This window comes from Mesorhizobium sp. WSM4810 (genome assembly GCF_055811235.1).
The window spans coordinates 14,104-38,122 of record NZ_JBVVQV010000043.1 but is presented as its reverse complement, the minus strand read 5'-3'; the positions used below and the strand labels follow the sequence as shown (position 1 = coordinate 38,122).

The 24,019-nt window shown below is 60.7% G+C and carries 18 protein-coding genes and 1 pseudogene; 9 read left to right on the top strand and 10 right to left on the bottom strand.

Annotated features, from left to right (window positions below; translation table 11 throughout):
* Positions 1-70 precede the first annotated feature (70 nt).
* A complete protein-coding gene (locus AC0L3O_RS33285) occupies positions 71-265 on the bottom strand; it encodes a hypothetical protein (protein ID WP_473617836.1) in 195 nt (64 codons plus the stop codon).
* 630 nt (positions 266-895) lie between these two features.
* Positions 896-1,349: pseudogene (locus AC0L3O_RS33280) on the bottom strand (Mu transposase C-terminal domain-containing protein); the annotation flags it as partial.
* A gap of 96 nt (positions 1,350-1,445) precedes the next feature.
* Here AC0L3O_RS33280 and AC0L3O_RS33275 point away from each other — a divergent pair.
* Positions 1,446-2,516 (top strand): RHE_PE00001 family protein, encoded by a 1,071-nt coding sequence (locus tag AC0L3O_RS33275; RefSeq protein ID WP_473617834.1) that lies wholly within the window; start codon positions 1,446-1,448, stop codon positions 2,514-2,516.
* Between the two features lie 106 nt (positions 2,517-2,622).
* Here AC0L3O_RS33275 and AC0L3O_RS33270 read toward each other — a convergent pair whose 3' ends face one another.
* From AC0L3O_RS33270 to AC0L3O_RS33240, 7 genes are all read right to left on the bottom strand, one after another.
* Entirely contained in the window at positions 2,623-3,156 is a 534-nt protein-coding gene (locus AC0L3O_RS33270) for a DEAD/DEAH box helicase family protein (RefSeq protein ID WP_473617833.1), read from the bottom strand.
* A complete protein-coding gene (locus AC0L3O_RS33265; protein WP_473617831.1) occupies positions 3,156-3,656 on the bottom strand; it encodes an ASCH domain-containing protein in 501 nt (166 codons plus the stop codon). Before AC0L3O_RS33265 ends, AC0L3O_RS33270 begins: the two co-directional genes overlap by 1 nt.
* On the bottom strand, positions 3,599-4,933 hold the full coding sequence (locus AC0L3O_RS33260; protein WP_473617830.1) for a hypothetical protein: 1,335 nt from the start codon (positions 4,931-4,933) through the stop codon (positions 3,599-3,601). The genes AC0L3O_RS33265 and AC0L3O_RS33260 overlap by 58 nt, the downstream gene beginning before the upstream one ends.
* Positions 4,930-5,952, bottom strand: coding sequence for a radical SAM family protein (locus AC0L3O_RS33255; protein ID WP_473617828.1), 1,023 nt, complete (start codon positions 5,950-5,952; stop codon positions 4,930-4,932). Before AC0L3O_RS33255 ends, AC0L3O_RS33260 begins: the two co-directional genes overlap by 4 nt.
* Before the next feature lie 5 nt (positions 5,953-5,957).
* Complete coding sequence (locus AC0L3O_RS33250) at positions 5,958-6,566, bottom strand: DUF4186 family protein (protein WP_473617826.1); 609 nt, start codon at positions 6,564-6,566, stop codon at positions 5,958-5,960.
* A gap of 9 nt (positions 6,567-6,575) precedes the next feature.
* On the bottom strand, positions 6,576-7,889 hold the full coding sequence (locus AC0L3O_RS33245) for a helix-turn-helix domain-containing protein (RefSeq protein ID WP_473617825.1): 1,314 nt from the start codon (positions 7,887-7,889) through the stop codon (positions 6,576-6,578).
* 131 nt (positions 7,890-8,020) lie between these two features.
* Positions 8,021-8,458, bottom strand: coding sequence for a DUF6932 family protein (locus AC0L3O_RS33240; protein ID WP_473617823.1), 438 nt, complete (start codon positions 8,456-8,458; stop codon positions 8,021-8,023).
* 181 nt (positions 8,459-8,639) lie between these two features.
* Between AC0L3O_RS33240 and AC0L3O_RS33235 the strand changes: the two genes are divergently transcribed.
* The 3 genes from AC0L3O_RS33235 to AC0L3O_RS33225 all read left to right on the top strand — a co-directional run bounded on the left by AC0L3O_RS33235 (position 8,640) and on the right by AC0L3O_RS33225 (position 11,472).
* Positions 8,640-9,374, top strand: a complete 735-nt coding sequence (locus tag AC0L3O_RS33235; protein WP_473617822.1) for an XRE family transcriptional regulator — start codon at positions 8,640-8,642, stop codon at positions 9,372-9,374.
* Complete coding sequence (locus AC0L3O_RS33230) at positions 9,375-9,983, top strand: RES family NAD+ phosphorylase (protein WP_473617821.1); 609 nt, start codon at positions 9,375-9,377, stop codon at positions 9,981-9,983.
* 175 nt (positions 9,984-10,158) lie between these two features.
* On the top strand, positions 10,159-11,472 hold the full coding sequence (locus tag AC0L3O_RS33225; RefSeq protein ID WP_473617819.1) for a hypothetical protein: 1,314 nt from the start codon (positions 10,159-10,161) through the stop codon (positions 11,470-11,472).
* 81 nt (positions 11,473-11,553) lie between these two features.
* Here the strand turns inward: AC0L3O_RS33225 and AC0L3O_RS33220 are convergent, their stop codons facing one another.
* On the bottom strand, positions 11,554-14,880 hold the full coding sequence (locus AC0L3O_RS33220) for a class I SAM-dependent DNA methyltransferase (protein WP_473617818.1): 3,327 nt from the start codon (positions 14,878-14,880) through the stop codon (positions 11,554-11,556).
* Positions 14,881-15,495: 615 nt separating this feature from the next.
* Between AC0L3O_RS33220 and AC0L3O_RS33215 the strand changes: the two genes are divergently transcribed.
* The 5 genes from AC0L3O_RS33215 (at position 15,496) to AC0L3O_RS33195 (ending at position 23,932) form a co-directional block, all read left to right on the top strand.
* The gene (locus AC0L3O_RS33215; protein ID WP_473617816.1) at positions 15,496-16,368 is read left to right on the top strand and encodes a transglutaminase-like domain-containing protein; all 873 of its coding nucleotides are present in this window, start codon (positions 15,496-15,498) and stop codon (positions 16,366-16,368) included.
* Between the two features lie 141 nt (positions 16,369-16,509).
* On the top strand, positions 16,510-16,965 hold the full coding sequence (locus AC0L3O_RS33210; RefSeq protein ID WP_473617815.1) for an AAA family ATPase: 456 nt from the start codon (positions 16,510-16,512) through the stop codon (positions 16,963-16,965).
* A 160-nt stretch (positions 16,966-17,125) separates the two neighbouring features.
* Complete coding sequence (locus AC0L3O_RS33205; RefSeq protein WP_473617814.1) at positions 17,126-19,111, top strand: AAA family ATPase; 1,986 nt, start codon at positions 17,126-17,128, stop codon at positions 19,109-19,111.
* A 94-nt stretch (positions 19,112-19,205) separates the two neighbouring features.
* Positions 19,206-20,465: a metallophosphoesterase family protein gene (locus tag AC0L3O_RS33200; protein ID WP_473617813.1), complete on the top strand. Its 1,260-nt coding sequence runs from the start codon at positions 19,206-19,208 to the stop codon at positions 20,463-20,465.
* A complete protein-coding gene (locus AC0L3O_RS33195; protein ID WP_473617811.1) occupies positions 20,462-23,932 on the top strand; it encodes an ATP-binding protein in 3,471 nt (1,156 codons plus the stop codon). Before AC0L3O_RS33200 ends, AC0L3O_RS33195 begins: the two co-directional genes overlap by 4 nt.
* The last annotated feature ends 87 nt before the right edge of the window (positions 23,933-24,019 follow it).

The following is a 24,019-nucleotide window of genomic DNA, read 5'->3' as shown; positions in this document are numbered from 1 at the left end:
GCGGTGTAGAACCTGTCCCATAGCGCATCCTTTGATTCGGACGGCAATGATGCGCCATTAAAGTCCGGGATCAAACATCTAGCGTCTGGACATCCCAAATCTTCCGACCGAGAAGTTCGAGCGAATCTGGAAAGATGCCGTTGCGGACGAGCTTGTCAAAATGGGGCGGACTGACACCTACATAGGATGCGGCTTCCCTTCGGTTACAGCCGCGGCGGGCTTCGAACGGCAAGGCGTGTATAAGCCCGCAGGTGATCATCGTCATGGCAGAATACTCCTTCTGCTTGACGTTATAGCGCTATCGCCGCCGAGGAACTGAAGTTCGACAAAAAAGCCCAACCGCAGAAGAAACGATGCGAGACGGCGCCGTGCCACGAGCAAGACGTCTCAGGCAGGTTGGATCTTCCAGAGGGTCCAGGGCTCGGTGCTCTCGCGGAAAGTTCGCAACATAATGCACCAGAGCCTCGATGTGCTGCGAGAGAGGGGTGAACTCTGGATTACGTGCTTAAGCGCCAGTTTGTAACATTGTGATGGACCGTAAAGTGACCGGCCAAGCACCTTGCCGGACGTTGCGCCGTAGACCTATTTGGCCTTTTCCTTATGAAGCGTTCGATTCTGTCTATTCGCTCCCAAGGCGTTCCCGATCAAGCCTCCAATAGCCACGACGCCTCCAGCCACCCAGCCCCAAATTGCGACCGCAGTGCCAGCTACTGCCAAACCCATGGCCGGGATGAAAAACACAGCCACGAACCCGATGAGCAACCCACCTGTGGTCCAACGCCTTGTCGTGGTGCTCAGTGCCTGTTTCTTTGCAATGGAACTGAGCCGATGCAGGATTGCCGAGTTACGGTCTTTCATTTTGATACCCCCACCAGGAATCTGACTCGGCGCGTAGACGACAGTTAGCAGGGTATCGAGGCCTAGCTAAGTGCCCTATCCGGCGGGCGACCGTGAGGTAGGACGGACGAGCCAGACCTGCCTCCTCGCAGCGGGCGCGGATCTCAGCCACGACGGGAGCGAGCGGCGGAGCCTCCAGCACGAGCCAATGCTCTCGCAGCGTTGCCGCAATGATCGCCTCGATGTCCTGCTGAAGCCGCTTCTTCCGGGTCCTATCCCCACCGGGCAAGAGCGACGTTACGGTCCGATCGACACGGTACCGTGCCAGCAGGTTGTAGATCTGTCGGGTCGAGAGGCGCAGTTCGGCCGCCGCCCGCGCGATTGCCGCCCGTCGGGGCCCCGAACCGTCCAGAATCCTGTCGAGCTCGCGCGCGACGCGGCGCCCTCGACCACGCTTCTTCGGAATTTGACGCAGCAGGCGTCGGCTTCAGGCTGTGCAATCGGTTCGGCAAAATGGGACGATCAGTGAAATTGTTAGCGAAAAATCGGGGCTATCGTAGCGTCCAAACCTAAACAACACCTGACTTTTCCTCGATTGAAATCGGGAAGTGAAAACGACAACCGAGGTTTTGGCCCGCCTTGACGAGCGGCTGGCCCGCTCGCCGGTCCGCGACGGCTTTGTCGAGCGCCAGCATTTTGCCGATGCGGCCGCCGCGCTCTGGCTCGAGGGCGAGCTCGTCCACCTCGAGGATCTTGTCCTGCACGACGCCCACATGGACATCCGCACGCCGACCCACGAACTCACCCGTGCGCACGCGGTGCTGCGTACCCGTCGGCGCATTTTTGTGCAGAAGCCGGACTGGGCGCTCAGTCGCGACGGTTTTTTGGCCCTGACCGGTCGGGGCGGCGCTACGCCTGCGGCGGGACCAAAAAGTCGGGAAGGGGAGGGGGCCAGCCCCATTGAGGCTGACGGTCGGGATGACGCTGACGACGATCTTCTGGCCGAAGAATTTGCCGAGATCGATGCTGTCCTGGCACGCTCGTCAAAGATTCTGAGCGGCGCCGACGTGCCTGGTCGAAAGGATGAAACGTCACGACGTGACCAAAACGGCCTGATCTACGATCTCGACTGGAATGAAGAAGAACGGCTGGCCGAATGGCGGGATGTGATGGCCAGGACCCGCGATCTGCCGGTCGTCCTGCGCGCTGCGGTCCTACTCGAAGCCTGGTCGGACATCGAGGTGCTGCAGCATGCCACGTGGCTCGGGCCGCTGTTCGTCGCCGCGCTGCTGCGGCAGGAGGGTCTTGCCGCCAACCACCTCGTCAGCCTGCAGCTCGGCGCCAAGAACATTCCACGCGAGCGGCGGCGGGCGCGCAATCGCCCGGATCGGTTGTTGGCTTTTGTCGATGCCATCCACGAGGCAGCGCTTGCCGGGTTGAAAGAGCATGACCGGCTGGTGATGGCGAAAAGCCAGATGGAACGGCGGCTGCGGGAGCGGCGCGTCAGTTCAAAACTTTCCGACCTGATCGAGCTGGTGCTGTCGCGGCCACTTGTCTCGACTGGCATGGTTCAGAAGGGGCTAAGAGTGACAAAACAGGGGGCGCTGAATTTGGTCGGTGAGCTTGGGCTGCGCGAGATGACGGGCAGGGGAAGGTTTCGCGCGTGGGGAGTTTTATAGCGCGAAGATCAATGCGACTGTATTCCTCCCAGCACACTCACCTTAGCTCCAGCAGTGGCAGCGGCGGTCTTGGCTAGACATCCGCGCTGGGACTGAGCGGGCTCTCTTACCAGCGTTTGATCAGCTTGAGGCAGTCTGAGACTACACGGTCCAAAGGCTGATCGGCATCGACAACGCCGTGGGCTCGTTGTGGAAGCGTATCTCCCAATTCCGCCTCTACGCGATGGGTGGATGCACGAGCGAAATCTTGTGCGTCGCCCCGCGTCTGAACGCGCGCGATGCGCGTGGTCTCGACAGCTCCAAGGAACAGGAGGCGCGCCTGGGTCGGCTTGCCCACCGCGACAAGAACGTCAAAAATGCTCACATGCCGCACACCGTCGATCACGAAGTTTTCGCCCGGCTTAAAGCCACCAGCGGTTAGGACGTCGCGGCAGAATGCTTGCGGGTCTTCATCAACGCGCTTCTGGCCCAGATCCTGTAACGCATCGCGGCTGTCCGGATCTCCACCGAGACGCGTGATCTCACTGCGCAAGTAGTCGCCAAAACCTGTACGTCGCCAACCGAGTGCCTCGCCAACGGCCGTGCTGACCGACGACTTGCCGCTGCCGATTTGACCGGAGAAACAGAGCAGCAGGCTCATTAGAAGTCGAAACTCATCTGTCGAGGCCGCAATGAAACCCAGCCGCGACGGTCGCGCTTGTCGCAGTTTACGGGCGCGATCGATGCAGGGGTATCGAGCTCGATCAACGTGGCGTAGAGTGCACCAGCTCGGGAAGCCCAGAATTCGTCATCGGCACCAATGCCTGCACCAAATCGGTCGCGGATGCGGTCAAGCGGTTCGGCTTCGAGGTCATAGCACCACGTGCGTCGTGCGAGTGCGATGCCGCAGATCGGCCCGGAGACCTCCTTCACAAGAATGATGTCGCCATCGCCAATCTCGCCATATGGCGCGCAGCGATTTCGGCTGAATCGCGATTCGATCGTCTTTTCACCCGACAGCACCATCGACAGGAACGGTTCAGAGAAGATGGCGAGATGGATCCCGACGCGGCTCGTAGGCTGCGTCGCGTCCGATAAGTAAGTCAGCCAGAAATGGTGGCTGTCGACTTGCTCCAGCAATGCGTCGAACTGGACCTCCAAGTCACGCCCCCTTCAAGCGCCGCCTTCGGCGGACCGCGTTCTTCTTGTGCTTCGAGAGCCGCCAAGGCTCGCAACTCGTCAGCGAGTCGCTCAAGCTGCTCGCGTTCTTGCATAGTGCCCCAAAGGTGTGGCTGGACGCCAGAGCCCATCGTCTCGCCAGCACAGGAAATCGCTGCCTCAAGAACAAGCTGTGGATTATTGGTTCGGAAAATCCGGTTGCCAGATGTCCAGACTTGCGCTAGGCGACGGCGCGGGTCGCGCCGGCTCACCGTCGGCAGCACGTCGCCATCGATCAACGAGGTGAGGCCAGCCTCGCCGGGCCGCGTTTCGCCACTAGCGCGTACGAAGAGGCGCATGCGGCCGATGCCGACCTCGGTCCAGCCGCGACGTTGCGCTGAAGCGGCGAGGGGAGGCCGGGTGGGTGCCCGTGTCTTCCTGAACTCCAAGAGGTCGCCGCGCCGCCAGTGCGGCGGCGGAAAGATTCCGGCAGCGGCAAGGGCGTTGCGCTCGAAGAATGGCGTTTCATAGCCGATGGCCAAAGCGCAATGCTCGATCGAGTCGAGCCCAAGCCTCCGACCGAAGCCGACAGCCGCTTGCCTGTCGGCTTCGGCGCTTGGGCGCGTGCCGTCGGGTGGGAGGCTGATCAGCACCACGCCGCCTGGACGGCAGGCATGCGCAGCGGCGGCGAGCATTGGCCGCACAAAGTCGAGATACCAGGGCGGATCGAGAAGAACGGCGTCAGCGCTCTCACGGGGCAGGCCGCCGCTGCAGAATGCGATAGAGAGCGGCGATCCGGTGGCGCGATTGAGCTCCAAGACTCGATCGGTGACGCTATTGTCCTCAGCCAGAAAGGAGAGGCGGCGACCGATCGGTAAGGTCAATGCCTCGACTGCGAGCCCCGGAGTTCCGAACAGCAGAATGTCGGCGCCGGCCGGCGTCATTTCGGCGGCGCGATTGAGCAGCGAGCGCGCCGCGTCGGGTGTGAACCGCCACTCGAAATCGAGCGGGTGCGGCAGGGGCAGAAAAGACCGGCCTTCGATGACGCCCGAGCCACTCGCGGCGGCTTGGTGACGGATCGACGTGGCCAATGCCGAGGCGATCATGCCGCTTGCCGCCTGCCGATCCAGCGACGCGAGCAGCTCGGTCGGATAAACCGCGGGCAGACTATGCAGAAGCGCCGCGAAGTTGGTCGCGCCGTCCGAGATCGCGGAGCGAGTCAGTGCGTCGACTCTGGCGGCAAAGGCAGTCTGCGAAAGCGAGCGGCGCGACCGGATCATGCGATCCTCGTGCGGAGCGGTACATCGCAGATCTGCAACGTGCGCAAATGCGGTGAAAACCGTCGCTCAAGCTCGCCCGTCCAAGCGGCAATCGCCTCTTCCTGAACTACAAGGCTCTTCTCCCGTGCCTCGTCGCCCGCCAGCCTTTGCTCGACCGGAGTGAAGATCTGAATGCGCAGTGGGATGACACGAAGCGGAAAATTGGGATCGATCGCCTGTAGCCGGTCCATCAGGTCGGCGACACCCTGTGCGACGCCGTCGTCGTGCGGCGAGGTCAGCGTGACGTACCCGTAGACATCCAGCCCTAACGCCAACACGCGCCGCAGAATGTCGAACTGGCGCTCGTAGTCCTGTGGTGCAGCGCGGGTGTTGAAGGCGAAGGATCGAGCGTCGAAACCTTTGACGCAACCGACGCGGCCGTAGTTCCGATAGTTGCGAATTAGGGCGAGATCGGCAGGCGCGAGCTCGTCGAACAGGTAAGTTGTGCTGAGGTTGTCGTCAGTCCAGAGATAAGTCGTCTGGGCGAGACCGGCGTCGATGAGGGCCCTCATCATCCAGGGTGTCCATTCCGGCACGAGGTCCGGTGAACCTCCGGAGAGATCGATTATCCGCGGCGCGTCGGGGATCTGGCGGTAAAGATCAACGAGTTCGGCAGCGGTGAACCATTCCGAGCGGTTAAGATCGGCCTTGAGCAGCTCCTCCGGGACGAAGCAGTACCAGCAACGCCAGGCGCAGGCGGCGTTCTGAAAGACAAGCGCCGTCATCAGGTCGGGAACCGGGGTAATGCCTAGCGCTCGGCATGCAGGCGCGATTGGAAGCGGATTGGTCGGCCAGCCTTCGTCGGTCGCGAGTCGAAAGTGGCGGACGCGCCCATAGCCATTGCAGTTCGCCGGCAGCGTCAGATCGATCTCCTGGCCCGACCCTGCCAGGCGTGAGATCAGGACGCGGCCACCCGCGACGTCGATCGCGCGCGCGCGTAATTGCTCGGCGAAACGCTCGGTGTCGATAGGTTTCGCCACGCTCCTCACGAGTGCGGTCCCTCAGGCTCGGGTGGCAGGCCACGACGGCGGTGAGGCACCTGGACGGGTTCGTCGGCCAGATCGGGCAATTTCTCGTCAAGGAAGAGGTCGACGAGGGTCACGCAATAGTCGAACTCCTCCGGCGTCAGGTGGCGGCCCTTCGGGATATCGTGCCAATATTCGAGGCAAGTCCGGCAGCATGTGGCCGTTGCGTGCTGCGCATAGTAAATAGCATTGCCCTCAAGCGGCGTCTGGTAACCGTCACGGGGCGGCTCTGCTACGGCGAGATACTTGCCAAGACGGTCTCTCGCCGCTTCCTTTAGCGCGTCGCGGCCTTTGCGCTGGGCATGGCGCATCGCGACGTCGTCGACTGGGCGATGGAAGAAGTGGTGACGGATCAGTTCGTGCTGGAGCGCAACGAAAGTGTGCGCTGCATCACCCTTGTCGCGGCGATGCAGCCGCTTCCAATCGACCAGGTCCACTCCGCAGGCTCGGCATTTGCCGCGCTGGTCGGGCGTCATCCTCTTCAGCTGCTTGAAACAATGAAGGTCGTTGTCGCAGTCGGTCGACGTGCACTTGATGTTGAGCGGCGGGGGTTTCTGGAACTCAACCATGGGAAAACCTCAATGAAGCGCCCGATCGAGCAGTTGTCGATCGAGCTCGTTGTCGATGTCGTACGGAAAGCGTTCGACGAAGACGTCGCGTGCGATCGTCCACGGATCGCCGTCGTCGGCTTGCAAGTTTGCGGCTGCCCCCCACCAGTTTACACCCTGCCACGACAGACGGAATGCGAGGTAGTTCGCGAGCGCGCCCACGCCGACCGAGTTCTTTGCCGCGATCACTGGAACGACGCTCTTGAGTCGCTCGACGGAATTGCGAGCGGCTTGAACGCAGGCCTGAGCCAGGGTTTCGGCCTTTCCGTCCAGAACGACTTCTCCGGCAAATTGGCTGGCGGCGATCTCCTCGTCGGAGTTACGTCGATCGGAAGAAGTCTCGTCGGCCTCAATCAGCTCCAACGTCTCTGCCTCGGGTCGCTGGCTGGCATGGAAGAGCTCGTGCAGAAGATCGAACAACCACCGCGCCTCGTGGTGCGAGGTCTGTTTTAGTACCACTGCATTGCGGCCTTCGTAACGCCAGCATGCGCCATGAAAGGTGCCGCGGTCGCGCAACGGTAGGACGACGACGCCCAAGTCCCAGGCGGTATGGAGCGCGCTCTTGAGATCGACAGTGTTATGGCTCCTAAGGATATACCGATGCATGGCCGCCGCGTCGGTCGGGATTTCCGTCTTAGGAAGCGATCGGGCGCCTTTGAGTGCGACGACGACGAGATAGTTCGCGTAGGCCGCATAGAGGCTGGTCGCAGCCTGGGCGCGATTGGCAGGCATCTTGAAACGTGCTTCAGCCGCGGCGAAGCGCGGAGCGACGAGAGCCTGCGCTCCGAAGACATTGTCTCGCGTCCAACCGAATACCCGCTCGAGGACCGCGCCAGCCTTGGCAGTCAAGGCATAGTCGTCGTCCTCGCTTCCGACCTCGCCGCTGGCGCGCGCGGCATCGGCTGACGGCAGCAACCGCGTCAATAGAAACTCGCGGTCGAGCCCGACCTGACGCAGCTTACTGACAAGCCCTGCAAAACCATCCGGCGCTACAGGCAGAAGGATATCGTTCTTGATGCGCACACCGAGCGCGTTGGCGATTTCGCGCAAGCGCTGATAGCTGGCAGAAGCGTAGCGCTCGGCTTCGTAGCGCTGGACCTGCTGTTCCTTGAGACCGAGGCGCTCGGCGAGGTCCTTTTGGCTGAGCCTACCCGCGATACGCGCCTGGATAAGCCCATCGGCCAGTTCGTCGAACGAGTTGATAGAGATCATCGAGAGGTCGGCGGACTTGAGGCGATCATACTCGGCGATTTCCGCCTGCAAGTCGGCAAGCTGGCTTTCCATCGCTTCACGCTCCGCCTGCAGAAGGCGAGGATGCACATCGTCGCGCGCAGGACCATTGGCGAGCTCGCCGATAGCCTTGCGAAAGCGATCGGCTTCGCTCCGCGTGATCTTGTACTGCCGTTCGTTGCTAATCATGGCAGACTCCCCAGATCGATGTTAACGACGCCCTTGGGCACCCCGTTGCGATCCTTCATGAAGAAGTCGCGGTAGAGCACGCCCGGGGCGGCGAATAAGTTCGCCGGAAATAGCTCGCCCAGGTATTTGGATTTCATGGCCGCCCGGCCGTTCGTGAAATCGAGCAATACGGGGTCGAGGCGATAGGGGTCGACCCCTTGAGTGTTCCAAGCTCCGTCATAGTCCTCCGGCAGCGCCTTTTGAGAAACAAAGCTTCCGTCGAGGAGCACCGATCGGCAGCCCGCGCCCGCAAGATTCTGCAGCGCCGCCAACAGACCTCGGACGAGACGGGTCCGGTGGCCGTTGGCGCTGAACCGCGGCGCGACCTCATTCCACGGGGCGTCGTGAACCCCAGAAGGAAGGTAGCCGGTCGATGAATCGGCATCAGGAAGCATAACCCAACAATATCGTTGTGTTGGATGTTCGTCAAGTGTTCTGTTAGTAGAGCCGAGTTGATCGTCCTTCGTGTGTTGTCAAAGCACGTAGGCCTCAGATTGACGGAAGCGTGATTATACGAGATTTACAAACTTGACGAGATTGACGGAAGACGCCATATTGGGGAGCAAGAGGTGCGACATGGCTAACGTCAAGACCAAACCGAGCCGGCGCGGCCCCAAGCGGTCGACAGGACATTCTTCGCAGGCGATGCTCACGACCGCGATCATGACGAATGCAGGCGCGGCGTTGCCTAAGGGCGTGGCCGGCGTCACTTTCCGTGCGCCGCGCAACATTGTCGAGGTGATTTCGGCAAAGCCGGCCAAGGTGAAGGCACTACTGGCCGGATATGGCAAGGCGATGGCCGAAAGCCAAGCGGCGGGTCGAGCGGTGATTTTCCGCGTCAAGGTTGACCCAACGGGCGACACTACCGTCATTCCGATAGAAGAGCCGGTAGCAGATAACGCCGACGATTTGGCGGCAGCGCTCGATGAGGCACGTGCGCGCGGTAAGGTGCACGCCGCAACGATCCTCGCTCGAGAGGACATGCTGAGCGCGGATAAGTTCGCCATGTTGCTAGGCACCAGTCGAATGACGGTCAACACCAAACGGCAAAACCACCAGGTGCTGGGTCTCGATGGTGCCAAGCGCGGCTTTCGCTTTCCAGCCTGGCAAGTCGGCGAGGACGGAAAGCCGTTTGCGGCCCTTCCGCATCTCTTTGAGCGGCTCGGCGGCGGCCCCTGGTCGGTGTATCGTTTTCTCGTCCAGTCCCATCCAGAGCTCGACGGTATGACTGGTCGTGAGGCGTTGCGGCGCGGCAAAACGGATGAGGCGCTAGCCGTTGCCGACAGCATTGCCGACGGTACCTTCGCCTGAGTGCCCGGGCTAGATCCTCCATCAGAGTTCGCGACTGTCGCGCTGGATAGCGCGACAGTCGATGCCGGTGCGCAGTTTGGACGCGTCTTTTTCACGCGCTTCAAGAATCCGCTAGGATTCGGCAAGAGCCCGAGCCGATTCAGCGATCCTCGCCGCCGTATGACGGCCAATCGCTTCGGCGTCCTATATCTTGGCAGCAACTTGAAGGTCTGCTTTGTCGAGGCGGTGCTGCGTGATCAGGGCGATGGTCGTGTCGGCGATTTGCTCCTCGACGAACGGGACTTCACCGTGCGCAGCTATGCGTTGGTTGAGGTGGCCGCGGCGTTGACGCTCGTCGACCTGCGGGGCGACGGCCCCTTGCGAATGGGCATTCCCAGCGATGTCGCGCGCGGTTCGAAGCAGAGCTTGGCGCGCCGATGGTCGCTCGCGATTCACGAGCACCCGGCGCAGCCAGATGGGATCATTTACCCATCGCGGCTGAACGGTGAGACAAATCTGGCGATCTACGATCGGGCGATTCCGAAGCTTCGCGCAACTGCACACAACCCACTGCTCAAAGAGGCAGGGCTTGCCGCGGTGCTGCGCGACCTGAAGATCGGGCTTCAATGATACGGGATAGAGACTTCTGCCTTGATCGGCTGCTAGCCGGATTTAGAGGCACCGCAAGGGCGCGCGTGTGTGTGTGCACCTTGAAGAGGGCCCAATATGCAATTAGAGAGCATCATGCCGAACGGCCCGTACATTCGCTGGTCCGGCCTCCCATCTTAATGCAGAGAGAGACTGCATGAGGTTTAAGCGCTCCGAAGGTCTGACGCCGTCCGAGAGGATCCTCGCGGATCTCTGCGACAATTCATTTCTGAAACTTTGGACCTATCCAAACCTTTATCATAAGCCTGCCAAAGAGCTGGCAGACCTCGTCGTGGTATTCGGCAACGATGTGCTAATCTTTTCCGACAAGTCCTGTGAGCTCTCTGATAGCGGCGACCTGGCAGTCGACTGGCCGCGTTGGTATCGCAAGTCCATAGCCGCCTCCGCCAAGCAGGTCAGCGGCGCTGAGCGCTGGTTGCGTGAGCACCCGAATAGAGTCTTCCTCGACAGCGCCTGCACAACCCCAATTCCGATCACAATTCCTGCCGCGGAGGATATGCGCATCCATCGGATCTGCGTGGCACTCGGCTCCGCAGAACGCGGACAGGCGGAGACCGGACGACGCGGCCTGACCATCTCAACCACCGTTCAGAATGACACCCAGCCTTTCACTGTTGGCCGCATTGCGGAAGCGAAAGGCTGGGTGCACGTTTTTGACGAGGAGAGTCTCAAGATAGTGCTCCGCGAGTTAACGACTGCGGCGGACTTCGTCCACTATGCCAAGATCGAACTTTTCGACGAGGGTCGGTTTCAGTTTGCCGAATCCGAACTGGACATTATGGCTTATTACCTTTGGAACAATCGGAGCTTCCCGCCCTCGGACGGACCCTTTCGGCTCGACCCCAAACTCTGGCCTAAGGTAGAAGCCGACGAGGCTTTTCTCCGGGGCCGCGCCGAAAACGGGATCAGTGTGTTCTGGGATCGGCTGATCGAACACCTTACCGGCCACTACCTAGCCGAAACATTGGAATTCGGGAATGATCTGGCAATGTCGGACTACGAGCGCATTGTGCGCATCATGGCTGGTGAAACCAGGTTCTTCCGTCGTGTTCTTTCCAGCCATATCTTGGATCGGGCGGATCGCGCGCGCCGGCACGCGATCGGCACGCTTCTGGAGTCAGGTCAGCCGGACGTGAACTACGTCCTCTATATCGGAAAAGGCGCGCCGAGGGCGGAATACACTGCCTACCGCGAGGATCGAGGGTTCGCCCTGCGTAGCCGCTGTATTGCGGCCAAGGCTGTAAAGCCGGACAAACGCTACATCGTCGGGATGGCGCTAGATGCGCGAGGAGTAGAGGGGTCCTCGGAGGATTTCCTACTGATGGACACTCACGCCTGGTCCGCTGAGGCGGTCTCCAAAGCCGAGCAGTTGCGACAGGAACTCGGCTATTTTGTCCCTGGTCGAACGATCGACACGCCGGTGCATATCGATGAGTATCCGCCCGCGTGAAGGCGTCCCATGAGATGCCGCCCGCCGGCAGCTGGAGGGCCTTGGCTCCCGTGCAAGATGGCCTCCGAGACAGCGACTAAGCTAAGCTGCGTATCGGCCGTCATTCAGTCGACGCGCTTGGCCTATGGCCGCGAGTGCGTCCAGGACCGGCAGAACTGTCGATGCCCGTTTACCTACGAAGGCTCGCGCCACATCGGCGGCGGTGAGCGGCTTGCCCGCATCCGAGAGCACGCTCCCGATCGAGACGACCTGCTCAGGCAACGTATCGGGCCACTGCAGCGCCGCCCGCACCCCAGCGGCGTCCCAGGTTTCCAGCTCCAGCCGGCGCGGTCGCTCGATCGTGGCCGCGCTCACCTGGAACTCCGGCCGGATGTAGCGAACGGCGCCCTTCGCCTCCTCGAGCGCGCGATCGGAATTGAGGGCGACCAAGAACTCGAGGATGGCTTCGTCGCTCGCGTTGGGTGCCAATCCGTACGCGTCGCAGACGGCTTGATCGATTTCGTCGATGTAATGCTGGAGCACCCTCAGGTGCGCGCGCTCGTACACCCCTCGTTCCTTGGGGTTCAGCGCACCTCCTGTCCGCAGCGTGTGAATCACGTTGTGTGCGTCCGTGAGCGTCAGGTCCGGGTGGTCGGCCAGAAGGCCGCGGTGCAGTCGATCCATTGTTTCTGCCGCCCCGCTGATCCGAGCCTTGAGTCCGTCATCCTCAACGATCGGGAATGGGAAAGGCTCGAAACAGACCTCGTTCTGGTAACGCGGATCGTTGCCGGCGCCCTGACGTCCACCAGCGCGCTCGGCCCAAGTGCGGTGAACCCGAGACGATAACACGCCGAGGACGAAAGCGTCGTCAGACGCGATCGCGATCACCGAGCCGTCGATGATGGCCCCGTGCGCCTGCAGGAACCGGAAAATCCGATGCTTGGAGGTCTCGGACGTGACGATGAACCGGCTGAGGCCGGCAATTGACCTCCTCAGGTGCGGGCGCGGCTCCGCGAACAGCCACCACTTTTCCCGATAGGCGGGGCGATCGTTGTGATCGCGCTCCGGCTTCACGCGGTCAAACAGGTGTTGGTACACGCCGGGATAGCGGTCGCGTAGTTGAGCTTGCGGTAGCCCAAAACAATCGATCGCAAAGAAGCAACTGGGTGGGTCTGTGATGTCTGACCCAGCGACGATGCGAGGCATGCGTTCGGTCGGGAAACTCTCGCTTTCAAAGCGGGCACGAGTCGAGGCGTCGATCCTAAAGCCATCTCCGGACATCTTCATGCCCATCCAAGAGAGCTTGGCGTTGCTCGCGAGCGGAGCTGCGGCCGCGACCGCCGCGCCGATCGAGAGATCGATTTGGATCGCGCCGCGCGACTCCATTAGGTCGAACACCGACTCGCGGCGGACGCGGCGCTCGTTTTGCACGCAAGCCAGCGTGCCCTCGGCTGCTCCCTTTGCGATCACGGTCATTGCGATCCGCACGGCCGCCGTCGTTTCGGTGTCGTGCCACGGATGGTTCGGGATTGCGAAAACCAAGTGCACCGGATGCTTGCGATCATTTATCCGGCCACGCAGAACCGGCCGGTTGCTCGCCTGAGCGATGGTCTTGGTGGTGATCAGCCCCGCCCGACGCACACGCCCCGACGCCACCAGCTCGGCGGCGTGATCCCACCAGTACATGACGAAGTCAATTTCCTGGGACAGCGCCGGATAGGCAGAACGGACCGCCCTCGTGTAGCCAGTACCGAGTCGTTTTCGCATCTTCTTGTTACCGATGAACGGTGGGTTGCCCACGATGAAGTCCGCTCGAGGCCATTTCGTCGCCCGAGGTCGAACATAGTGGTAGGTTTCGACACGCCCCATTTCGTCAGGGACGAATTCGCCGGTTGTGCCGTGGGGCTTGACAGTGACGCCGTGCCAAACCGTGATCGGCGCGCCTTGCTCGTCCGTTGCCAGGGCCTTGCTGTCCCAATCGATCACCGCGTCTCTCGTCTCGATCGTCTGAACGTCGCGCAGGATCGGCTCGGGAGGCATCTTTTCGGCCCCGGCAGTGCGGAAATGCCATTGCAGGTAACCAATCCATAGGACCAGCTGGGCGATGGCTGCAGCTCGTGGGTTCACCTCGATGCCGAGGAAATTCTCAGGCGTGATCGTCCGGCCGGTGATTTCCAGGACGTCTTGGTACCCGCCAAGCGCCACGGCCATCTCGATTACCTCAGCTTCGAGCTCCTTCATTTTCGCCATTGCTACGTACAGGAAGTTGCCGGTCCCACATGCGGGATCCAGCACGAGTGTCTTCGCAAGCTTTCGGTGGAACCCCTGCACGATCTTAGCCGCTTCGCTCCGCCGGTCCTGGTCGAGCAGGCCGACGACCGCCGTCTTGACGCCGGCCCATTCGTTCCGAAGTGGGTCCATAATAGTAGGGACGACCAGGCGCTCTACGGAAGCGGGCGGCGTGAAGTGCGCGCCGAGCTTCGCCCGCTCCTTAGGATTCAGCGCCCGCTCCAGCAGCGTTCCAAAGATTGCGGGCTCGACTTGGGTCCACTTCGCCTCCGCAGCTCTGATGAGCACCTCCAGCTCTTCCGCGTCTAGCGGCAGGGCTTCGTGGTCTTTGAACAGATAGCCGTTGAACTGGCGCACTCGCTCACCGGCGGCGCCCAGCGCTCCAACGAAGCCGCTGGTATCCATCTTCGACCAAAGTTCAGCGAGTTGGTCCTGCAGCAGCTCCGGCCTCCCCCTTTGGCGCTTCAATAGGCCTTTGAAGGAGTCCTTCGGGATTAGGTTCGTATCCTCAGCGAACATCGTGAACAGCAGCCGCATGAGGAATGCGGACGTCTTCGACGCCTCATGGCCGCGGTCTTCCAGGCGGCGCGCCAGCGTCGCAAGCAGATCGCCGATCTGACGCGTGACCTTAAGGGCTTCCTTGGACGGATCCAGGCTGAGCGGCGCAGTCCACATCGCCGCCAGCCGCTTGCGAACGGCCGGGTCGCGAAGGTCGTCCAGCATGACGCGGTAGCTACTGCGGTTCGGAAACTGCGTGTAAGCCTTCCCGGTGCAGGTGAAGTCTGCGTAGACCTCGATGCAATAGCCGACGTCGCAGACCAGCAGGAACGGGGGCCAGCCATGATCGACGGGCAGAGCTTTCGCGTAACGTTCGGCCTGGCCCTTCGCTTGTGTCATGGCCTTGACCCAGCCGGGGGTGCCTCGCCTAGCTGTTCCGCGCTTTACGCGCACGGCAGCGGTTTGCCCGAAGAGATCCAGATCCAGCTCGTTGCGTTCTGCGGCCGCGCGGTCGCCCTCGGAACCTTGCTTAGCCTCTAGGACGAAACAGCCTCGCTTGTAGCAGTCGATCCGCCCGAAGCTGGTCGTTCCGTCGCCGTTGTCCTGGAAGACTCGCCGCTCGAACACATAGTCGTTCTGCACATCGTCGGCCCGGCTTCCATTCGGCGGTGACACTCCAGGAAAGCACACAAGCCATTTATGAAGCTCTGTGTATTGGCGAGCTCGGACCCTCCGGTGTGGCGCCATTCGTCGATGAATTGTTCGATCATGTCGTCAGTCATTCCCGGCCGGTCCTCCGAAATAATGATGCAGCCATACATAGCAGGGACATTGGTAAATTTCCGGTGGTGCACGCAAGCTGCTATGGTCGCGAACCTGGTTTGAGCTGGGAAGGGAGGCGCTTTGTGGAACGGTCGCCGGCGGGGCGGCCGAGCTGCGCGGGATCATGGGAGTTCAGGGTGGACGGGATCAGCCTGGAGAGACTGGACAAGATGTTCGAGGCAATTGAGGACAGCGTCTCCGCAGTCGACTATGTGATTTGGAAAGCGTGCCAACAGGGATCGTGGCAAACGGCGACTAGCTTTCGCCGTTTTCCGTCTCATTGACATATCGCGACGTCAGTAGGTAAGGCCTTGGGATCTGGAAGATTAGCCTGCGCCGCTGAGCTCGTACACAGGAGAAATTTCTAGGCACGACGTCAGTCTATCGACATCGCTTCCTGGACCCAATAGTGTTTCGGGTTGGGGGCTAATGTGTATGGATTCAGTTTTTTCGGTTTCGGCGTCGATCGCAAACCATCTAAGCGTCGCGTTCCATCAGAACGAAATAGCGCTCGTCAACGAGATCGAGCTTCGAAACGACCTTGGCAGAGATGTTTCCGAAATTGAATTGCGGATTGAAAGTGAGCCCGCATTCGCTGCTCCACTTGTCATCCGCATCGATGGAATAGGCAACAATTCTCCTCGTCGAATATCGTCTGTTGATCTGAAACTCGATGCTGGTTTCTTGCGTCAATTACGAGAGGGGTTGCTCGGGTCGCTTGTGCTTTCTGTCTGGGAAGGCAAGGAAGGTCTCGCCAGACAGCAATCCGATATTCACCTCCATCCACCATCACATTGGGGCGGAACAGGTGCAGCGCCCGAATTGCTGGCTGCGTTTGTGCGTCCAAACGATCCCGCGATTGACGTCGTGTTGCATGATGCAGCGTCGAAACTGAGTGCGTCAGGCAAAGATGCGGCTATAGACGGATACAAAGCCGGCACGAAAGAGCGAAGCTGGGAACTTGCAAGCGCGATTTGGTCCGCTATCGCGAGGCATGGGCTCACTTATGTTCTCCCTCCTTCCAGTTTCGAGAGATCTGGCCAAAAGGTAAGGAGCCCGAGTGATCTTCTGGAACGACGAACCGGAACTTGCCTCGACATCGCACTTATGTACGCGGCCTGCCTTGAGCAGGCTGGACTGAATCCGCTGGTATGCGAACTCGCCTCGCTTGCGCTGCGCTTCGCCAAGGATGGCGGAGATCGTGATGAAACCGTCCGTCGCATGGCGCAGCACTTTGAACTGGGCCGATTTCGAAGCGTGACTCAGGAGCGCTTCGAACGCGCTTACCGCAGGGCGGTGGGAGATTAGCCGACCAATAGCGGAATTTATTCAGCTATGCCCTCGGATCTCTCCAGAAGCGTCATTGAATTATGCTCTATTTTTATGTGGCAATTTCTGCGAACCGGCATCTGCCTCGCCTGTTTGCGCTAATGAAAAGGATTGGGCCCGATGCAGGAGGCTGCCATTTCGCGCCCGCTCGCTAAGACGGTCAGTATTTGGGAGGCGCTCGACCGTTGGGGAAAATCACTTCCCGGTTGGCAAAAATTCATGGTCTCCTATGCAGTGCGGGACGGCAAGCTTTCAGATGAGCGGATTGGCGAAGCCTACAAGATCTATCTGAGAGGTGTGTTGCTCAGCACTGACACAGCGCCGCTTCCCGCTATTCCCGATTCCATTACCGGTCGGCCCGACAGCACAGACTCGAGTCCCCTTATCATCGCCGGGATCAAAAACCCTGTCAGCATAAACGCAATCCCCGGTACCGCCGAGTTGCACTTCGGCAACGGCTTGACCATCATCTACGGGCACAACGGCGCAGGCAAAAGCGGATTTGCCAGAATATTGTCCGCCGCCTGTTTCAGCCGGTCACGCCAGAAGATTTCACCCCAACGTCTACGATACTAAGGCCGAAGTGGTTCCGGCCAGCGCCGATATCATGATCAGGCGCGGACAGGGGCAGGATGAGACTCTTTCGGCCACGCACGGGACAGAGCATCCGGTCCTGCGCCGGGTCAGCGTTTTCGACTCAGCTATAGCCACCGTCCACCTTGCCCAGGAAACCCCATTGGGTTTTCAGCCCGCAGGGTTCGACGTTTTCGATGAAGTGGTCCGCGTCATAGAGGCCATTTCTAGGCGTCTTGATGACGATATCGCTAAGCGCCGGTCCGAAAACAAGTTCGTCAATATCTTCATCGGCGAGAGCGCGATCAAGACCGACATCAGTAATCTGTCGAAGAACACCGATGCAGCGGCGCTGCGCAAGCTCGCTGTTTACGGTGAGACGGAGGCACAGCGCCTTGCTGAGATCGACACCCAGATTGCTGAGCTGAAATCTAAATCGCCTGCCGACCTCATCAAGCAGCGCGAGGATGCGAAGAAAGATATCGATGACCTGAAGAAGAGGGCGGCGGGACTGCCGCACGAGTTGGGCGATGACGCCCGTAAGGCTTACGCAGAGCAGGTCAATGCATTGAAATTAAAGATCGCCGCCGCGATGGCGGCATCTCTGGGTGGTGTGGGCAGCGCTGATCTCAAAAAGACCGGCAGCAACACATGGGAGACCTTCGCAAAATCGGCACGGCAGTTGGGAAGGGAAGAGAAGGAATCCTATCCGCAAACTGGTGACCCTTGCCTGCTCTGCCATAGGCCCTTGGACGAGCCGTCCGCGTCACTCATAAAACGTTTCTGGAGCTTCTTTGACGACGAAGCGCGTGTAGCGGCCGAGAAAGCTAACGCCGCACTCGACGCGACGGTCGAACGCTTGAAGAAATTGGACCTTTTGCTCCTGCCTGCAGAGGGGCGGATGCGCGCCGATCTCGTGAAGGTCGTACCCGCGCTTGTTCGCACCATCGATGAATTCGCAGCGCAACTTGCCACTCGCCGTGACCAGATTGTCGCCTACCTTGAGCGCCGTAGTGAGTCCTTGCTGGAAGGTAATATCGCAGCCCCGGGCGCCGCTATCGACGCCTGCCGGCAGACGCTGGATAACGAGATCAATCACCTAAATGAAAATTCTGTCGAAGCGGCGCTGTCAGCCCGGCAGGCAGAGCATATCCTACTGCGCCATCGGCAGGTTCTGTCGCAGAACATCGAGGATGTGTGCGCCTATGTAGACAGTCAGAAATGGATCGATAAGGCAGCGACAACCAAAAGGTCGCTGACCACACGCTTTGTCACCGAAAAGCAAAAAGACCTTTTCCAGACGCTGATAGAGGGAAATTACAAGGACCGGCTCAAGCAAGAGTGTAGCGACCTAGATGCCGTTCTGCCCATCGAGTTTAAAGCCAGAGGTAGTGCTGGCAAGACAATGCGCGGCCTGCAAATGCAGGGCGGTCACAAACCGAACGAGATTTTGAGCGAAGGCGAGCAGCGGGCAGTAGCCCTTGCCGACTTTCTGACAGAAGTAAATTTGAACCCATCTTCGGCAGGGATCGTCCTTGATGATCCCGTCACATCACTTGATCACCGGCGCAAGCGAAAGATCGCGGAACGTCTCGCGCGCGAAGCAAAAGTCAGGCAAGTTATCGTCTTTACCCACGACCTGGTGTTTCTGAGCAAGCTTATGGATGTGGCAAAGGAGAACAATATTGAACTCTCCACCCATTGGGTGGACCGGGGCAGCGACAATGCGCCAGGGCATGTCAAACTTGATGACTGCCCGGCAGGCTCCGATGCATATAAGACACCACAGCGCGCAAAGGAATCCCTCGCCAAGGCGAGACAAGCCATAGGGCAGACAAGGGTAGACAATGTGCGTGCCGGCGCATCGGCGCTACGGCAGACTCTCGAAGAAATCATCATCCGCGATGTTTTCAAGGGCACCGTCAAGCGATGGGACGAACAGGTCAAAATCGGCAACTTGAAGGATATCGCCTGGACGAACGAGGTCGTTGACGAGATATGCCTGTTGCAGGAAGACATCTCTCGGCTCATTGATGCTCACTCCACGTCCGACGAGTTTGGTGGTGGTATGCCCGAACCAGACGATCTGGAAAAAGTGATCGCGAGAGTAGACGCGATGCAGATAGAGGCGAAAAAGAAGCGTAAGTGATTGCGCACTTTCTGGACAGCCAACAGCGCGTATCCTGGAATTTTTGCATCGAGCCGCGGCCGAACCCCTCTATGCTCTGTGGGCGGAGACCCGAATGGCATTTCGATTCGTACACACGGCCGACATTCATCTCGACTCGCCGCTGCGTTCGCTGGCGCTGCGAAACCCTGAACTTGCCAAACTCGTCGGCGACGCCAGTCGCCAGGCGTTTGTCTCGATAGTAGATCTCTGCCTTGCCGAGCGCGTCGATGCGCTCGTCATTGCCGGCGATCTCTATGATGGCGATCAGACTTCGATGAAAACGGCCCGGTTCCTTGCCTCGCAAATGACACGCCTCCACCAGGCCGGCATCAGGGTTTTCAAGATCCGCGGCAATCACGACGCCCTGTCGCGGATATCGAAACAGCTCGTCTTTCCCGACACTGTGACGATCTTCGGCGGCCGTCCCCAGTCCCTGCTGCTAACAGCCGGCGGGCTGGACGTCATGTTCCATGGACTGAGCTTCGCGAACCCAAAGGCGCCGGAAAGCCTGCTGCCCAAGTATCCGGCCGCCCGGAAAGGGGCGGTCAATGTGGGCATCATGCATACCAGCCTTGCTGGATCACCCGGCCATGACGTCTACGCCCCCTGCAGCCTTGCTGATTTGCACGGCCATGGTTTTGATTATTGGGCACTTGGGCACATCCACGCGCGTCAAGTCCATCCTGGAGCGAAAACGGTGGTGATGCCGGGAATGCCGCAGGGCAGGGACATCAACGAGGCCGGAGAGAAATCCGTCACTCTGGTCACGATACGAGATGACCGGTCCGTCGAGATCGAGGAAAAGCTGACCAGTGTCGCGCAGTTCCAACGGGCGAGCGTCGACCTGACCGGCACGGTGGAATGGCCAGAGGTCGTGGGCCGCGTCCGATCCGCGCTCGAAGACATCCGGGCGTCTGTGAGATCCCGCCACGCTGTGGTCCGTCTTGGGCTGACGGGGGCGACGCCCTTGTCCTGGGCGCTGATCCGCGACAGGGACCTGCTGCTCGCCGAAGCCGAGCAGGCGGCGGAACAGACGGGCGACACATGGGTCGAAAAGCTTGAGCTTGACCTCGCTCCACAGAGCGCAGAAACACCCGACGGCATCGCTGATCCGATTTTCGAACTCGCGCAATCCATGCATGCCGATGCCAAGTCGGAGGCCTTCCGCGCCGAGGCGAGGGCGCTTGTCCAGAAGATGATTGCCGATTTGCCGCCGGACGGGCGCGACTTCGCCGGACGGGACGAAGCTGGACTGGAACTGTTCCTCGACAGGGTGCTTGCCAGTGGTGCCGACCTGGTCACGGCCCGCCTCAAGGCAGGTGGAGCGCAATGAGGCTCCGGCGCCTTGATCTCATTCGTTATGGAAAGTTCACCGACGGGACGATCGACTTCGGCCCAAGGCCGCAGGCCGGTCCCGACTTCCATATTGTGTTCGGGCTGAACGAGGCCGGCAAGTCGACCGCCTTTTCCGGTTACCTGGACCTGCTGTTCGGCATCGAGGAACGAAGCCGCTACAATTTCCTGCACGAGTACAGCGCGATGTGTATCGGCGGGGTGCTCGAACTCGCCGGCACTGAGCACACATTCACGCGCACGAAGCAGCGCACCAACTCGTTGCTGAACGCAAGCGCCCAACCGGTGAGCGAGGTGGCGATAACGGCGCATCTGGCAGGTCTGTCGCGTGATGCATACGAGACCATGTTCTCGCTGGACGACGAGACGCTGGAAGCAGGCGGAAAATCAATCCTCGAGTCGCGCGGCGACCTGGGCAAGCTCCTGTTCACGGCCAGCGCCGGTCTTGGGCATGCGAGCGATACGCTGAGCGCACTGGAGGCCGAAGCGGACGGGCTCTATCGCAAGCAGGCGCACGGAACCGAACTTGCGCTGCTCAAGAAGCGGCTTGCGGAACTCAAGTTACGCAGGGACGCGATCGACACCTTGGCCTCGACTTTTGAGAGCCTTGAGGCCGAACGTCTCGACGCGGCGGAAAAATATGGCCGCAGTATTGCCGAACGGGCATCGTTGTCGGCTCGGCTTGACACGATTGCCACGTATCTTCGCGCGATCCCGATCCTCGCCGAGATCCGGCGCAAGGCAGCCCAGCTTGCCGAGATGCCTGACATCGCCTCACCGCTGCGAACCTGGACAGGTAGCGTCGCCGAACTGATCGATGACGACGCCAGCCTGAGAACGCGGCTGTCCGGGAACATCGACGATGCCGAGCGCGTGACAACGAGAATCGCCTCAGTCGATGTGGACGAGGCGATCCTGGCAATCTCCGAGCGGGTTCGGGGGCTCGCGGACCGCAAAGTGCGGTATGTCTCCGCAGGGCTGGACCTGCCAAGTCGCAGGACCGAGCTGCAGATACTCGACAAAGCCGTGGCGACTTGCCTTGCCGCCCTTGGAAGGTCGTCCGAGGCAAATCCCGCTGCCCTGCTTTTGCCTGCTGCCACCGTTGGCGCTGTTCGCGCCATGCTCGAGGAGCGATCGGGAATCGCCACCAGCGTGCGCGTTGCCCGCAACGAAGCCGCGGCCGCGCTCGAAGCACTGCAGGCGGCACGCGAGCGGGTTGGGCAAGAGAGGGCTGTACCCGAACCTGCCAGGGCAAGGCTGGCCTCAGCTTTGTCGAAAGCGCGAGCCAGCGGGCACCTGAAAGACGTCAGGATGGCGCGCGAGGCGGAGGACGCGGGCACGGTTCGATGGCAGGCGGCAATCCCTCGCCTGCATCCCTGGTCCGGAGATGCCCGGGCGTTGACCAGGCTGCCGGTCCCGAGTGCTGGGCAGGTTGGCGCGTGGAAAACCCGGACAGCAGAGTTGGGAAAGGGCAGGGCTGTCCTTTGCGAACGTCTGGCCGAACACCAGGAGAGTCACGACGTGCTCTCGGGTCGCCTGGATGCGCTTCGAGCCTCGGTCGATATAACCGACGATGAAGGGGCCTCTGCCATTCGCCGCGCCCGGGATGAGGCCTGGGCCAGGCATCGGGGTGAGCTTAGCGGCGAAACGGCGGACGATTTCGCGGTCGTCCTCGCGCGTGACGACAGTGTTGGAGCGGTTCGGCTGGCCAACGCGCGGGAGCTCGCCGAGATCCGGACAACGCTCCGCAGCCTCGCTGAAACAACAGCCACCATTACACGTATCCGCGACCAGCTTGCGCAGATCGAGTTGGACGATCAGGCTCTACTCTCCGAACTTCGCGCGGTAGCCAGCGAGCTGCTGGCAGAGTGCCTGGAATTCTCGCCCGAGCGTCTGATCGAAACGATCGAGGATCGTGCCTCTGCCCGCAGTGATGCGCTCGCGGCCTGGGAGGACATCGAGTTGGCACGCAAGAAGGCCCGCCGTGCGGCCGACGAGGGAGAGCAGGTCCAGCTGGAGTTGATCCGGGCGCTGGCGAGCGTCGGCATAGGCTCTGAACCCGGCGACAGCGTGGAGACGGCCATGGCCGTCGCGGAACTGTTCCTCGACAGGCAGCTCAAAGTCGATGCGGAACGTGCCGAGGCGCTTAAGACCGTGAGCGCGAAAGAGGAGGACCTGGCCGCCAGACGGCGGGCTTTAGACGTGGCGGAAAGGCGCGAGGAGGAATGGTTGGCCGGGATTACGGAAGCGCTTGCCGGCACCTGGCTTGAAAGCGGCATTTCGGCGCCCGGCGTCGGCAACGTGCTCGATCAATTGGCTGAGCTGTCGAAAAGCATTCAGGAGCGGGATGCCATGCAGCTCCGCATCGAGAAAATGGAGGGAGACAGAGACAATTTCATTGTCGAGGTCACCGCTGCCGCGGCTGAAGCGGGTGAGCCGGCGAACGGCGACGAACCGGAGCAGTTGGCCATCCGGCTTGCTGAGCGTCTGGAGCGCGCCGATCGCGCCAGAGAGCTGAAGGCAAACCTCATCAATGACCTGCAGCGCCTGCAGGACGCTCGTGACAATCTCAGTCTCGAGACAGCGGCGCATGAGCGACGCAAAAGTGAGGTCTTGGCCGCCTTCGGCGTCACCACCTTGTCGGAAGTCGTGGAACGCGACGAGTTGCTACGGGAAAGGGATCGTCTGCGCGCTGCCGTTGCCGAGCTTGAGGAGCAGTTGTCGGCTGAGCTCACGGTGGAAGGCTTCGACCAGGCGCGTTCCATGCTGGATTCTGTCGAGGTCGATAGCCTCCTGGTCGAGAAGGCTGAAAGTGAGCAGCGGCTTCGGGATCTCGATGAAGCGATACAACAGCAGCTTATTCGCCAGACCCGGGCGGCCGACAAGCTGGACGCAATCGGCGGCGACAGCGCGGTTGCGCGCATAGATGCCGAGCGCCGCACCGTTCTTCTGGAAATCGAAGAAAAGGCGGTCCGCTACATCGAGCTGAAACTGGGCGTCATGGCCGCCGGGAACGCTCTGCGCGTGTACCGCGAGCGCCATCGCTCCGGGATGATGAAGCGGGCATCTGACGCTTTCGCACTCATCACGCGCGGTCAGTATTCGGGGCTTGCCACCCAACCTGTGAAAGGCGGGGAAGTCCTCATCGCATTGCAGCGCGACGGGCAGTCCAAGGTCGCCGACGCGCTCTCAAAGGGGGCGCGTTTTCAGCTCTACCTGGCCCTGAGGCTTGCCGGTTATTACGAGTTTGCCCAGTTTCGACCCTCTGTGCCATTCATTGCCGACGACATCATGGAGACCTTCGACCATTTCCGGTCCGAGGAGGTTTTCAGGTTGTTTGGCGAGATGGCCAGTGCGGGTCAGGTGATTTATCTGACGCATCACCAGCATCTTTGCGAGATCGCCAAGGCTGTCGTGCCGGGCGTAACGATCCACGAGCTCGCATAGTTGCCTGCTGTCGCGTGGCATGAGTTGATGCCCCTGCTACCCAAAAACCAACATTCACCGATGATGAAACCAACGTTCTGCCTGGCG

Excerpts from the sequence above, each read along its gene's own strand:
- AC0L3O_RS33225 (WP_473617819.1), top strand. The coding sequence starts at position 10,159 with ATGAGGTTTAAGCGCTCCGAAGGTCTGACGCCGTCCGAGAGGATCCTC.
- AC0L3O_RS33270 (WP_473617833.1), bottom strand. The coding sequence starts at position 3,156 with ATGAGCCTGCTGCTCTGTTTCTCCGGTCAAATCGGCAGCGGCAAGTCG.
- AC0L3O_RS33250 (WP_473617826.1), bottom strand. The coding sequence starts at position 6,566 with ATGGTTGAGTTCCAGAAACCCCCGCCGCTCAACATCAAGTGCACGTCG.
- AC0L3O_RS33215 (WP_473617816.1), top strand. The coding sequence starts at position 15,496 with ATGGATTCAGTTTTTTCGGTTTCGGCGTCGATCGCAAACCATCTAAGC.
- AC0L3O_RS33235 (WP_473617822.1), top strand. The coding sequence starts at position 8,640 with ATGGCTAACGTCAAGACCAAACCGAGCCGGCGCGGCCCCAAGCGGTCG.
- AC0L3O_RS33245 (WP_473617825.1), bottom strand. The coding sequence starts at position 7,889 with ATGGAAAGCCAGCTTGCCGACTTGCAGGCGGAAATCGCCGAGTATGAT.
- AC0L3O_RS33260 (WP_473617830.1), bottom strand. The coding sequence starts at position 4,933 with ATGATCCGGTCGCGCCGCTCGCTTTCGCAGACTGCCTTTGCCGCCAGA.
- AC0L3O_RS33195 (WP_473617811.1), top strand. The coding sequence starts at position 20,462 with ATGAGGCTCCGGCGCCTTGATCTCATTCGTTATGGAAAGTTCACCGAC.
- AC0L3O_RS33240 (WP_473617823.1), bottom strand. The coding sequence starts at position 8,458 with ATGCTTCCTGATGCCGATTCATCGACCGGCTACCTTCCTTCTGGGGTT.
- AC0L3O_RS33285 (WP_473617836.1), bottom strand. The coding sequence starts at position 265 with ATGACGATGATCACCTGCGGGCTTATACACGCCTTGCCGTTCGAAGCC.
- AC0L3O_RS33210 (WP_473617815.1), top strand. The coding sequence starts at position 16,510 with ATGCAGGAGGCTGCCATTTCGCGCCCGCTCGCTAAGACGGTCAGTATT.
- AC0L3O_RS33200 (WP_473617813.1), top strand. The coding sequence starts at position 19,206 with ATGGCATTTCGATTCGTACACACGGCCGACATTCATCTCGACTCGCCG.